This window comes from Streptomyces sp. AM6-12 (genome assembly GCF_044327085.1).
GTDB lineage: Bacteria > Actinomycetota > Actinomycetes > Streptomycetales > Streptomycetaceae > Streptomyces.
On record NZ_JBIQWN010000001.1, the window covers coordinates 3,431,399 to 3,444,637 of the forward strand.

The 13,239-nt window shown below is 66.2% G+C and carries 6 protein-coding genes; 3 read left to right on the forward strand and 3 right to left on the reverse strand.

Going from position 1 to position 13,239, the window contains the following annotated elements; genetic code table 11:
• The first annotated feature begins 61 nt into the window (after positions 1–61).
• Positions 62–1,234 carry a serine hydrolase domain-containing protein gene (locus ACE4Q9_RS15515; protein WP_397984820.1) on the forward strand — a complete coding sequence of 391 codons (1,173 nt, stop codon included), beginning with the start codon at positions 62–64 and terminating at the stop codon, positions 1,232–1,234.
• A gap of 20 nt (positions 1,235–1,254) precedes the next feature.
• Here ACE4Q9_RS15515 and ACE4Q9_RS15520 read toward each other — a convergent pair whose 3' ends face one another.
• The 3 genes from ACE4Q9_RS15520 to ACE4Q9_RS15530 all read right to left on the reverse strand — a co-directional run bounded on the left by ACE4Q9_RS15520 (position 1,255) and on the right by ACE4Q9_RS15530 (position 10,035).
• Positions 1,255–4,254, reverse strand: coding sequence for a DUF499 domain-containing protein (locus tag ACE4Q9_RS15520; protein ID WP_397984821.1), 3,000 nt, complete (start codon positions 4,252–4,254; stop codon positions 1,255–1,257).
• A gap of 61 nt (positions 4,255–4,315) precedes the next feature.
• Positions 4,316–7,066 (reverse strand): DUF1156 domain-containing protein, encoded by a 2,751-nt coding sequence (locus tag ACE4Q9_RS15525; RefSeq protein WP_397984822.1) that lies wholly within the window; start codon positions 7,064–7,066, stop codon positions 4,316–4,318.
• Complete coding sequence (locus tag ACE4Q9_RS15530; RefSeq protein ID WP_397984823.1) at positions 7,063–10,035, reverse strand: helicase-related protein; 2,973 nt, start codon at positions 10,033–10,035, stop codon at positions 7,063–7,065. The genes ACE4Q9_RS15525 and ACE4Q9_RS15530 overlap by 4 nt, the downstream gene beginning before the upstream one ends.
• Positions 10,036–10,959: 924 nt before the next feature.
• Between ACE4Q9_RS15530 and ACE4Q9_RS15535 the strand changes: the two genes are divergently transcribed.
• Both ACE4Q9_RS15535 and ACE4Q9_RS15540 read left to right on the forward strand, forming a co-directional pair.
• The gene (locus ACE4Q9_RS15535; protein WP_397984824.1) at positions 10,960–11,976 is read left to right on the forward strand and encodes a hypothetical protein; all 1,017 of its coding nucleotides are present in this window, start codon (positions 10,960–10,962) and stop codon (positions 11,974–11,976) included.
• 562 nt (positions 11,977–12,538) lie between these two features.
• Positions 12,539–12,829, forward strand: a complete 291-nt coding sequence (locus tag ACE4Q9_RS15540) for a hypothetical protein (protein WP_397984825.1) — start codon at positions 12,539–12,541, stop codon at positions 12,827–12,829.
• Positions 12,830–13,239 lie beyond the last annotated feature (410 nt).

The following is a 13,239-nucleotide window of genomic DNA, read 5'->3' on the forward strand; positions in this document are numbered from 1 at the left end:
TGGCCACCGCGAACAAGCCGGTCTCGGTGAAGAGGGCTGCAAGACTGCCAGGATGGCCGACATGACGACGATCTACGGTGAGGTGGCACCCGGGTTCGAGCCAGTGCGGGCGGCGTTCATGGAGAACTTCACCCGGCACGGAGACCTCGGCGCGGCGGTGTGCGTGTACCGGAACGGCCGATCGGTGGTGGACCTGTGGGGTGGTGTGGCCGACGCCGAAACCGGGCGTCCCTGGACACGCGACACGCTGCAACTGGTCTACTCGGCGACCAAAGGCGCGACCGCGACGATGGCGCACATGCTGGTCGAGCGCGGAGAGCTCGACCTGGACGCGCCCGTCTCGAAGTACTGGCCGGAGTTCGCCGCGAACGGCAAGGCGGACATCCCTGTGCGCTGGCTCCTGGCCCACCGGGCCGGCCTGGTCGCGCTGGATCAGCCGGTGCCGTTGAAGGAGGCGCTGGCCTGGCAACCGATGGCGACGGCACTGGCTGCTCAACACCCCCTCTGGACTCCGGGCACAGCGCACGGATACCACGGCCGGACCTGGGGCTGGCTGGTCGGCGAGGTGATCCGACGGGTGTCCGGCCGCTCACCGGGCCGCTTCTTCGCCGACGAGATCGCGGCCCCACTGGGATTGGACTTCTTCATCGGCCTGCCCGCCAACGAACGCGACCGAGTCAGCCGCATGGTGTACCAACGGCCGAACGTCGACCTCACCACCCTGCCCACCGAGTCGGTCCCCGAGGAACTCCGCGAGCAGGTCGCCGCTTGGCGGGACCCGAACTCATTCAGCAACAGGGCGTACGCCGTCACCGACCCGCCAGAGATCGACTTCGACTCACCGGAGGTGCAGGCCGCGGAGCTCCCGGCCTCCAACGGCATCGGCACCGCACGCGCCCTTGCCCGCATGTACGCCGCGCTGATCGGCGAGGTGGACGGCGTGCGCCTGCTCTCCCTGGACGCCCTGGCGTCAGCGACCGAGGAGCAGGCCAGCGGGAAAGACCGGGTGATGCTGATCCCGAGCCGGTTCAGCGCCGGGTACATGCTGCCCACCGAGGCCAATCCCATGACTGGCCAGAACTCCTTCGGCCACACCGGCCGAGGGGGCTCGCTTGGCTTCGCCGACCCGGAGCACGGCATCGCGTTCGGTTACACGATGAACCACATCATCGGGGGCCCCGACGACGTACGTGCGACGTCGCTGGTTGACGCAGTACGACGGTCGCTGCTGTAACCGGCATGCGGGCTACCCCATCAGATCTCCTTGAATGTCGCCTTTATGCCGAGTTCTTCTAGGCGCTGCTGGATCTGCTCGGCCTCATCGGCCTGTATGACCAGCTGGAGAGTGCCCTGTAGATAGCTGATCTGCCTTTCGTCTAGGGCCATGTAGAACGCCCGGAAGAGTGCGGCGAAACCGTCGGCGCTGTCACCGTTGGCCAGGAGGTTCTTGGTGAACGAGAAGGCGACCTGCCGGTCCCTAACCTGCTCCGTTTTCGGAGATTGGTCCGGACTCGGCCTGTCGGTCTCCCGCTGCCGGGGCACGCTTGGTGTGTCGATCGCCGAGCTGCCGGGCTTGCGCGGTGAGCCATTGTCGACGGTGTCGTCGGCGCTCACGAAGCATGGACCTTCGTGAACCGGCTGGTCGCAGTCGGCGCACGTCTTGGGTTGTGGCTTGGCGAGGCGCAGGCCCGTGCTCGCGAGGTTGACCTGCCCCGGTGCTGTGACCTCCACCTCGGTGCCCGCTCCGTCGACGATGCTCAGCAGGCCCTGGCTGACAGCATCGTAGATCGCCTGCTGAAGGTCGCGGTCACCGCCGTACAGCAGCGGCAATCGTGGGGCGCTGTAGAAGGCGGCTCGGATGTCAGAGAGGGTCTTGCCGTAGTCGTGGTCGCGAAGGTTGTGCAGGAGAGCCTTGGCGCTGAACTGGCCAGTGTCGAAAACCTTGTCCCGAGCAGCGAGGCCCTTCCAGACGAGCATGCCGTCGAGGGCGGTGATGTTGTCCTTGTCGAACGTGAGCTGGTCGAGGTACCGCTCCCCGTCCGGATCGGGCTGGGCGAGGTAGGCGACATGCTGGTAGGCCCGCTTGAGTGCCCTCTCCAACTGAGTCTTGGCCTCGGCGAGCTCCTTGGCGCCGATGGTCTTGAGCTCGTCGTCGTTCTGAATCTCGGGAGCCTGTAGAGCCTTCTGCCTCGCTAGATACTCCACCGCCAGGTTGCGTGCCAGGGCTCGCTGCTGGGTGTTCACCACGGCGTATACCGCACTGCTGGCCCACTGGACGGGGAGCTGCTGGGCACCTTGCCCGAGCCCCATGGCGACGGTGAGAGCCTCAAGGGTCGGCTTCTCCATGCCGTTGCGCAGGCTGTACTGCGCGGGGTCCAGCACGATGAGCCGGGTGGTGTAGGCGGTGTCCAAGCCTGCAGTGGCAAGGACGTCGGCAGGACTGCGTTGCGGGTCCGCCGAGACGAACTGCACCTCGCGGAAGGGGCCGTTGCTGGCCAGTCGCTTCGAGATGGCGGCGATGACCTGGTCACGCTCGGCTTCGGTGATGGTGCGCCGGATGTTCTTGACCAGCATGCGGTGGGTGAGCCGGGTGGAGAGGAAGTAACGGGCCGGCTTGTTGTTGCCCTGGCCGGGAGTGATATCGAGAGCGCTCATCCCTCGGTTGGGGTTGACCAGCTCATCGACGACGCCGTCGGCGTCGGTGACGGTGTACGTGGTCCCCGGCACGCTGGTGGCCGCCTTGACCTCAGGAGCACTGGCTCCGCGGCCCCGCCCCGGGCGCAGGGTGCCGACAACACTCGCCAGGAAGATAAAGGTGGCCGCACGTTCAGCCGCGCGTGGGTTGTTCGGGGCCCAAGTGCTGGATTGCCGCTCAAGGTCCTGGCGGCGCGCTGCGCCCGACGAGCCGTCGTGGTTGATAACTTCGATCTCGGCCAGGCTCCGGTAGTTCGCGATGGTGCGGTCGTCTTCCACCAGGCCGCTGCCCAGGAGCGCCTCCCGGACGGTGCTGTCCGACAGTGGCAGGTCTCCGGGCCCTATGAGTGCCGGCACCCACTCGCCTGCCTTGCCGCGCTGCTGCAGGGCATAGACCGTGGCAGCGAAGATGCGGATCGTGGACCGGACTCGCTGGAAACCGGCGACCTTGCTCCACTCTTCCTGCGCCAGACTCATCAGCATGGGGTGGAACGGGTAGCAAGCTGCCATCTGCATGGGCCAGTTGCGGCGCCACCCGGCTCCGATCGGGTCCCAGACCTGCTTGCTCCAGGTCTTGTCCGTCAGCACGTCCTCGTAGAGCGCGGCAGTCGCGGCGAGCACTTCACCGGCGGGTTCGGCGTCGAACAGCCGGCGGCGGAGGATGTCGGCGAAGTCACCCACGCCGGTCACGGTGGTCGGCAGACCATTGCGGTCGAGCTGACTGTTCAGGTCGTCGCGGCGAGCCTGAGCGGCGGGCGAGAGCGCAGTCTTGTCGATGTCGGAGGCGATCATCACGACCAGCATCGAAACGTGGGGGATATCGTTGACGGCATCGAGCAGTGCCCGCAGGAACGCCATGTCCTGAGCTGCCAGGTCGGTCTGGTTCGCGCCATCGAGCCCGTTGCCGATGTAGTCGAGCACCTCGTCGATGATGATCAGAACGGGTCGGTTCACCGCACTGATGGCCTCAGCGATCTTGTGCTTGTCGCTCCAGAACCGCCGGTAGCGCTCGAAGAGGGTGTAGTCCTTGGAGAACAGACGCCACAGGAAACGCTCATAGAGGTTGACCGCAGGCCCGTCGAGCTCCTGTACCCCAGCCCCCGGAGTCATGTTGTCGCAGGGCAGCACGACGACATGCGGACGTCCGAGGTCGCCGGTAAGAGCGTGGCCGATCCTGGCTTTCGCGCGCTCGGTCACCTTCTGACCGAGCTCGGTTCGCAGTAGCGCCCCTGGGTTGGCGGCCAGATGGTAGGCGCCGATGCACGCGTGCGACTTACCGCCGCCCATGCCCTGGTCGAGTCGAGTGACTGCTCGGGCTTTCAAGTAGTCGCTGCCACCACCGATGCGGATTGCAATTTCGCTGAGCAGGTCGATGAGTCGCTCGGTCGGATGCGTGATGTCACCGTAGTAGTCGGCGTCGGCATAGGGCGGCCGGTCCGCTCCCGTGGCGTGAACGGCCCGGAACAGCGACATCTGTACGTCATCGATTTGCCCGGATGCACTGCGGATCTCTTGGCGGAGCTTGAGCGCCTTCCACCACGGCGTCACGCTGGTCGTCATGGCTGCTCTCCTGGGCTGGCGGATACGAGGATCACGGGGGTGAGGGTGGTGTTGGTCGTCATCACATGAGCCGCAACTGGACGTCGTCGGTCAGTTGGAACTGGCCCTTTTCGTAGTCGCTCGCAGCAACGGCCTCAGCGGCACTGACCACGCCGGGCCGGTTGCGCAACACGCGGGTGAAGCGGACGGAGTCTGGGTCGTTGTCGGGAAGCCGGTCTGCGAGGAACTGGACTGCGGCCCACAGGAAGGTGTCGTCGGCCGCGTGCTCTGCGGCCGCCAGTACCTGCCCCATGGCATGTAGGCCCTCCTCCGAGGCAGCTGCGAGCGCGAGGGCAATGTCGATCACGGTCGAATCTCCGTCGATCTTGCCCTTGTAGTCCCGGGAGGCGATGAACCGCACACCCTTGTCGGCATCAGGAACCAGGTCGCGTATCGCCGCCAGGTCGAGCGAGGAAGCCAGAGCCTGCCAGCGCAGTTCGGACTTCGCCCGGATCTGGCGGTTGTAGAGCGTGATCCACCACAACGCGAACCGCGTTCGAGCGTCAAAGGTCTCCAGCGGCTGATGGTTGATCTCGACGGCCATGGCCTCCTGGACTGCAGCTCGCGCCAGCGGAAGAAACGTGTAGATGTCGACGGGTTCGCCCTTGGCGTCGAGGATCTCGCTGTAACGGCCGACGACCTCCATGGCGGGTCCGGCAGCGGCCATCAGCATGTCCGCCGGCGCCAAGCCCCACCGCTCCCAGTCCGGGTAACGCCGCTTGATCTCGGCCTTGATCTCGGCCTCGACCGCGCCCTTCCGCCCGGGGGATCGTCCGGGCGCCATGGGGCGGCACGACATGGTCAGGGTGGTCTCGATGTTCGCCTTGCCCTGGTGGTTGCTCGCCTCGGTGTTCGCGGGCCAGGAGCCCGTCATCACCAGGCCAGCCTTCTCGATGGCCGTGAGCAGGCGCTGCCAGACCTCCGGGTCTCCGGAGCCGAACACGATAGTCACCAGTCCGTCGTCGCGGACCACGCGACGCATCTCACTGAATGCCTCGGCGATCTTCGTGTCGTAATGCTCGCGAGTTCGGTGCTCGTTGGGTGCCTCCCCCCGGACCCGCTTGACGATGATCTCTTCCGACTTCTCCTGGCAGCCGTGTTCGTCGGAAGTGATGACGAGTTCGGGCCAAGTGTTGTGCAGGGCTCGCTTCAGCCATGCGTAGATCAGATCGGAGGAGTCGGCGTACGCGAGCATCTCGTCGTACGGCGGGTCGGTGACCACAGCAGTGATGCACGCGTCCCGCAGATTCATCGAGGTAGCCGACCCCCGAGTCACGCTGACCGACGTCCCCTGGATATCAGCCATCAGATTCGAAAGCGTCGACATGCTGCTCTTGCACAGAGACGCCCAAGAGCCCGGCCCAGTGCCGATTCCCACTTCGAAGAAGTCCTGAGAGAAGGTAATTGAGCCTTGATTGGCGTATATGTCATGGACCCCTGCGCGACTGATGTCGATCGTGCACCCGCGGGTAGCGCGTCGAAGCTTCCGCGCAACGACTGACCCGGCGTATCCGCTCAGCGCCCGTGCGTAGTCAGCGCTCACCCCCGCCTTGTACGTGAGTTCGTCGGCCACCTGAGCAATGGTCTGGGTGAGCATGACGAAAGCCAGGGTCTGCCGATCACACATGAAGTCGCCGTAGGTGCGCGCCCCGTAGATGGACGGCCCGATGATGTTGTTATTGCCCGGTGCGATCCGTTCGTCGGGTACGGCACTCAGAAAGGGGCTCGGGTCGGACAGCTCGCGTAGTGCCGCCGGCGTTGCGGCGACAGCCTCGAGCTCCGCCTCGGTGGGCTCCCGATACTCCTTGCCGAAGTCGGCCGAGTGGTCGGCCACCACTAGGAGCATGTCCGTGGCACGCCTCTCGTCGGTGAGTCGGCGATGCACATCGAGTGGGTGTACATGGCTGCAGAACGGACAGATCGCCGACTTCCCCGGCAGCGTCCGACCCTCAGCCGTACGAGCGCGTGTCAGCGTTGGGGTACGCCTTGGAGGTCCCTCGTGCACCACCGGTGCGCAGGTACCAGCAGCCGGGTCGGCTTCGATGTAGAACGACTGGCCGGGATCATTGACAGGCGGGGCGCCCTTGCGGCCACGTTTTTGACTCGGCCGTCGCAGCTCGTACGAGCCGACCAGAGGGAACCGGTTGCCGCACTCCTGGCACGGTATGGCGATGGCCCACAGGTACCCCCACGGTCGTTTGCCGTTGACCTCGGGGTAGTAGTCCGCCATGGCTGCCGTCCACCGGCGTCCCACCTCATCGAGAGTGGCGCGAACGTCAACAAGCAGCCGCGGCCGGTCGTCGTAGAGAGCGTCGCTCTCCTCAGCGAACGGCAGGCTCGGCTCCTGAGACCAGTCCCGGAAGGGGAAGTCGGTGAGGAGCGAGCTGGCCAGCACCGCGACCGGGCTGTAGTCGACACCGTGGGCTTCAAGCCCAAGCCGCCCCGCCTCGAGCGGGATCATTCCGCGCCCACTGAACGGGTCCAGGACCGATGCGCCCTCAGGGTTCGCCTTGAGAATCTCGTCGTGGAGTATCTGCCAGGCGGCGTAGCGCCCGGACATGGCAGTGTGCACCAGCTCTTGAAGACGCTGTTGCTCGGCCTGATCCTCTGGCCAGGGCAGCAGCGAGCAGAGCACCGCTGCCTTGGCCTGTGCGACAGGACGCTTTGCGAACCACGGAAACAGCCCGATCTCGGTCGCACCGCTTCCCCACCCCGCTGAACTGTTCACCGAAACCTCGGCACAGGGGAACCAGCGTTCGATCATGCGGGTCATGCGTTGCTCCCGGGGGCGTTCTTGAGACTGCTGCCCGGGACGCGGAACACCGCGTTCCCGGTCATGACGTTCGCGAAGAGGGTGGCGGGGTCCTGATAGGCGCCGAAGAATCGGCCCTTGCCGTCGGCACACTGGTCGATGACGTACAGCCAGTACTCCTTGCGGTGCTGGGTCGCGATAAGGACTTCGTTGCCGGTCATCCGAATGCCGTCGCTGGCCGCGCTGCCGAGCACGCCCTTGACCTCGACATGGCGGACCTGGCTGTGGCGGCGGGCCTCCAGGTCGTAACCGCGGCCCTCGGTATGGACATCGGCCACTGTCCAGCCGTCATCCTCAAGGAGTTGCTGCACGCGTCGCATGGAGACCAGTTCGGCGTCGATCTCGGCCTGGACAGTGATGTCGGCAGTAGCCAGGACCCGGATCCGACCCACCTGCTTCGGTTCGGTCAGCTGCACGTCTGCGAGCCGCTCGAGTTCTTCGAGGCGCTGAGCGGTCTGGGCCTGAAGCCGGTGCCTCAGCTCTAGCCGGGCAGTGCGATCATCGATGCGGTCGGTGAGGCTCAGTGGCAGGTTGGTCAGGTCACGGCGGGCTTGAGCGAACCAGTCGGCGCGCACCTTCCGGTGCTCTGCGACGGTCGCGGCAGCCACTCGTCGGGCAGCTGTGAGCGCGTGTCCCTCCCGGGCCGGATGCGGTGCGCTGCCGTTCTGGTCGGTGGGCACGAGGTTGGCCAGGGACTCCCACCTCACCGGGCGGGCGGTGCCGCTGTCGTCAACCTTGATCAAGGTGGCCCATACGCTGGCGCGCTTGCCGTTGCTCTCCGTCATCGTGGCCTCGTACGCGTACAGGTCGTACGGGGTGAGGCTGGTGGGATCTGCCGCGGCGCCGGACTGGTAGAGGTCCTCGGCCAGGGTGTGCTCGGCTATGTCAATCAGGTCGCTGAAGCCGGGCTCCCCGGGCCCGAGGGTGACGGTGTCGCCGACATCGATGCTCTCCGAGGCTTCGCGCACCACGTCCCCGCTGGTGGCGACGTGAACCTCGTTCCCTCCGCCCAACGTGGCCGGAAATCTTGCCTTGCCGCTCCGGGAGAGCCGCCGGAACCCGGGGCCGGCCGCGGTGGGCGTGGACTTCAGTACACCGGCCGCCGCGAGCCGGTCTAGGTATGCCTCGACAATGGCAGGGTTGATGCGTGCGAACAGGTCACGCTGGAGCAGCGTCAGCGCGGCCACTGCGTCCACCTGGCTGGCGAGGCGTCGCTCGTTGTCCCGTACCTTCCGGGCCGCCCGGATGAGTTCCTGGGCCTGGACTGCCTGGACAGCGTCGATGGCCTGCTGTTTCTTCAGCTCGTCGTTGCCGTAGAGGTCCGACAGCCACTTGTCATAGTCAACGCCGGTCATTTCGGCGACCACCGACAGGCTGTCGAACATCTGGCCGCGCAGTTCGTTCGCGGCCGTTACGAAGTTGTCCAGGAGGCGCAGCAAGGTCACGCCTTCCCGGGTGTCGGTGGCGACCAGGTTGTAGAGGTAGACATCGCGCTGCTGACCCACGCGGTGGATGCGGCCCATCCGCTGTTCGAGGCGGACCAAGGACCACGGGATGTCGTAGTTCACGAGCACGTGCGCGGCCTGCAGGTCGATGCCCTCGTTGCCGGCATCGGTGGTGACGATGATCTGGAATTCGCCGCGCATGAATGCCTTGCGCGCCTCGTCACGTTCGGTCTTGCTCTGGCGGCCGGAGTAGAGCTGGGCGCTGTATCCCTGGTCCTGGAGCTGCCGGGCGATCCACCCGGCAGAGTCGGCATACTCGGTGAAGATCACGGCCTGATCACCGCTTCCGGGGTGAATCCCGTGGGGTGCCAGGCAGTCGTCGGTGAGCCGCTTCCACTTAGACGGCTGCCAGCGGGAGTCGTTGAGCGTTGCCTCGATCTGCTGCACGAGGCTGTTGATCGCAGTTCGCTCCGCCCGCGTAGAAGCCGAGACCGTATGGATCACCTTGGCCTCGTCGACCTCGGCCTCGTCACCGTGGTCCTCACGGTCGGCGATGAGCGCCGCCTCAGCCTCGCTCATCGCCCCCATGTGCTCATGCCGCCGGCGCAGCGTCTGGGCCAGAGCGTAGAGACTGGAGGCTGCTCGCTTGCCGTAGACCATGCGGGCAAGCGGCTGCGCCACCGGAGGGAAGAACCGGTCGACCATTTCCAGGGCGGCCTTGTAGAAGCCGTACTCGGTCTGCGACAGCGGGACGCTGTGGTTGTGCGCCGTGCGGCCCTTGAACAACCGGGTCGTGCCGTCGTAGTCGACCAAGTCCTCCTTCATTCGCCGCAAGAAGTGGATGGGGCCAGGGCGCAGGGCACTGAGCTCGACGTTAGGGTCGCTGCCCGGATCCGGGTAGATCTCCGGGTCGACCAGGTGCAGCAGGTGCCGGAAGAGCCACTCCTTGCCTCGGTGGGGCGTTGCCGTCATCAGCAACGCCCGCGGTGTGTTCTTGGCCAGCAGCCGTCCGACCTGGTGGAATCCGGCGGCAGTCGGAGTCAGCCGGTGCGCCTCGTCGAAGACGACCAAATCCCAGCCAGCCTTGTCCGGCCGGATGGCGTCCTGTACCGCGGGATTCACGGCTGCTAACTCGAGCGAAACCACCCACAGGTCGTTGGAGTTCAGGGCGTCCTCACGCACCGTGGCTGAGGTTAACTGACGCAGACCGCCCCCCAGCAGCCGCTGGAAGTCGTCCACCCACTTCGTGGCGAGGTTCGCCGGGCACACGATGATCGCCCGCTTGATCAGGCCGAGCCTCTGCATCTCACGCAGGTACAGACCGGCCATGATCGTTTTTCCCGTACCCGGCTCGTCGGCCAGGAGGAAACGCAGCAGGGGCTGGGGAAGCATCGCTCCGTAGACGGCCGTCGTCTGGTGCGCGTACGGCTTCAGCGGTGTGGCTGCCATCGCGCTGGACTCGGCGTTGGTCGCCGCGGCGTTCATCCACTGTGTCCACATGGCCGCCAGCACACGTGCGGAGTCAGCCTTCCCGTCGCTGACGAGAGGCCGCACGGTCTCCGTGTCTCCAGCTACCAGATTCACTTCGTGACGACGGTCTTCGTCGTCGACCAGGATGAGGTCCCATGACCCCGGTTGATCTCCGGGCAGGGCGAACCTGACCGTGGCGAACTCCGGTACGCCAGCGGCCTGGACCCTTACTCTCTGACCACGCTCAAACGTGCCTGGGGCCTGCATGCCTATGCGTCAGCCTCAAGACTCGCCGGAACCCAGCCGAGACTGGCCAGGAGCCAACCCACTGCACGTGGATAAGCCATGCCCTGGTCCCTCCCCCTCGGCCAGCCGCGGTTCCCCCACCTGCGACTTACTAATGGAATGTCAAATTACTGTATCTCGCTGCTACTTCCAATACGAAGAGCACGAAGGGGGTCGCGCGGGCACGACTCCGCCCCCCCGTAGCCACGGACGCAAGGGGGGGTTGGAGCAGATGCGGGTCGGTCGGTCAGGGCAGCACGAGCGACAGGCAGGCAGCAGCCTTCCCTGGCGGCCGCCTCGCGTTTCGCCTCCAGTGCGGCGCAGGCGCCCCCGCTGCCACTGAAGGCACGTAACTGAGTTCAGCGATAGCAGGCTTTCAGCCGGATCTCCTCACTTGACGCCCTTGCGCGCAGGTGGGCCGCCGATGACGGTGCGGTTGGGGTCTCCGACTCATACCTCGCCCACACGCCCTCAAGGCGCTATGCTCCGGTCTCAGGCGACCACGCTCGCCGTTACGTCGGACCTGGGTTCCTCCCGCAACTACCCAGGGTTGAGGGCGCAAAGTGCCGCCGGGCGCGCGTGAATGAAAACTGCCGTTCCTCCTATGGGGCGCAGTGGGCGGGAGCACTGATACGCGCCCACCGGGAGCCGGACATGACGCTCGACAGGGACATCGCCACACTCGCACGCCGTATCCGGCGCGAGTCCGGGGACGTCATCCCCTTCCAACAGGCACGGTTGACCGCCGCGCGCGAGTTGGGCGGACTCCCCGTCCACACCATGGCGCCCAAGGAGCGGATCTCACTTCGCGTCCAGTACACCGGGGAGAGCAAAGCCGCTGCCCGATCCGCGATCAGCAGCGACACCCGCGGACTGGGCCTGGACGACTGCTCGGACGACCAGCGCGCCTTCCGGGCCGTACTAGCGTTCGCGCTTTTCAACGGCAACGTGTACACCGGTCCGACGGCGAAGTGGAACTACTCGGTTGTCGCCTCGTACGACCCAGTGATGTCGCCCCGCAGGGACCAGTTGGTGATGGTCGCGGAGCGCGCCCCGGAGAACGTGGCCACCCGGCTGCTGGCCAACGAGGGGGCCGACTCACGCGGCGTCCCCGGACTACGGCACGAGGCCAGCTACACGTGCCATGGGCAGCGCTCCGTCTGTCTGCGCCATCTGCCCACCGGTGCACTGCTGACCATCACCGGTGACCCGGCCGGATGTCGGCGCGGCAACAGGCGCAGCCTCGTGCCCCGGCACCCCTATCTCACGCTGGACAACGACCTCACCGCGCAGGAGCGTCGCGCACTGGCAGCGGTCCCCCCGATCTCGGGGGAAGCGACCACTCTGCTGGCAGGTCTCGTTTCCCGCTACAACCTGGTTGACCGGCGTGGCCACTGGGCGACCAGTCTGTCCTGGGACCCTCTGGAGCGCCCCGGAGTCGAACGCCGCAAGGAACCAGAAGTGATCCAGCACGGTCCCGTACGTCGACTCTGGGGCGCCGGCGACTCATGGGAGTACCGCTGGACCGGCTATCCAGAACCCCGCGACCTGGCTATGGCCCTGACCCACCGGGAGGCCGGAGTCAAGGGTGCGCGATTTACCCGCCACGGTGACACCTACCGGGTGGTGCTGGGCACCGCCTCGCTCGACCTCTGCGATGGGAAGGGCTGATCCATGCCGTTCCTCACCGCCCACCCGGGGTCCGCACCCGTGCTGGTGACTGCCGTTGTCCTGGGAGTCCTCCGCTTCACGTTCCCGAAGGACTCTCGCCACCGCCTGGAGCTCTGGAAGGCGATCCTCGAACACCGACGTCGGCGTTGGCAGGTGGCAGAGTGCCGCCGCGAGGTTGGAAGGTCCGGCAAGACGGGCCAACCGGCTCGTCCTACTGGAGCGGTGCGACGCGGCGGTCACCGATCAGCCCGGCCGCCCGGCAGCACCACCTGCGGGAGAACAGCACCTACCCCCTCGACGCTGAAGAATGATTACTCCCAGTCGCCTGATTGATCGTTTCAGAATGAATTGGCTGCGGGCTTGGCTGTCAGGTGCGGACGAGCTCGCTGGACATGATCGCGGAGCAGCCGGTGGCCATCGCGCCGTTTCCCGTATCGGGAGACTGCGAGGGCGACCCCGGGGATGAGGCTGACGCCGTCGCCCGTCGCTGCACAAACAGCTGCGCCGCACACGATCCAGAGCGTCCCGTGAGCCGGTCACCCAGGGTCTGGTCCGGTGCGCCTTGGAGGAGCTGGGTCGACTCGCCGCGGAGCCAGAGCGCGAGCCCCGCATCGCCTACCTGGAGCCGTTGGAGGAACTGGTGGACTTGCTCATGGAGCACGGAGCCGAGGAGGAGCTCCCGGAGGTGTCCTCTGTCGTGTACCGCAGGGCCGAGCGCGTGTTCGCGGAGGCGGAACGAAACGAGTGGTTCCGGAAAGGCCGCATCTTGCGTGATCCGTCCGAGCCTTCCGACGCCGCTCGCGACCACGCGCTGGTCACCGAGCTGTTGCGTAAGCTCGACGACACACGCTGACCGCTTCCTGCTGGGAGCCATCTGGGAGCCAACCCGCTCCCCGAACCCCTTCCAGGCCACGCGACACCAACCAAGCCAAACGCTCTGACCTGCGGAAACGCCATCGAAGCTGGCAGGCTCAACAACCGAACCTCATTCGGGACGAAGAGGTCGTGGGTTCAAATCCCGCCACCCCGACGCCGTAGTACCAGGTCAGGGGCCTGATCCGCTTAGCGGGTTGGGTCCCTTCTGGGTTTCTGGGGCACTCTTGGGAGCCATTTGGGAGCCGGACCCGAAAATAGGGACCAGCCCCCTGCACAGCTCCACGGAGGCAACCGCCGTCACGTGTCGATGCTCGGCTCCTGCGCCCAGGCGTCGTCATCCCAGCACCAACAATCCTTCGGATCACCAAGCGCACGCGGCACATCGGC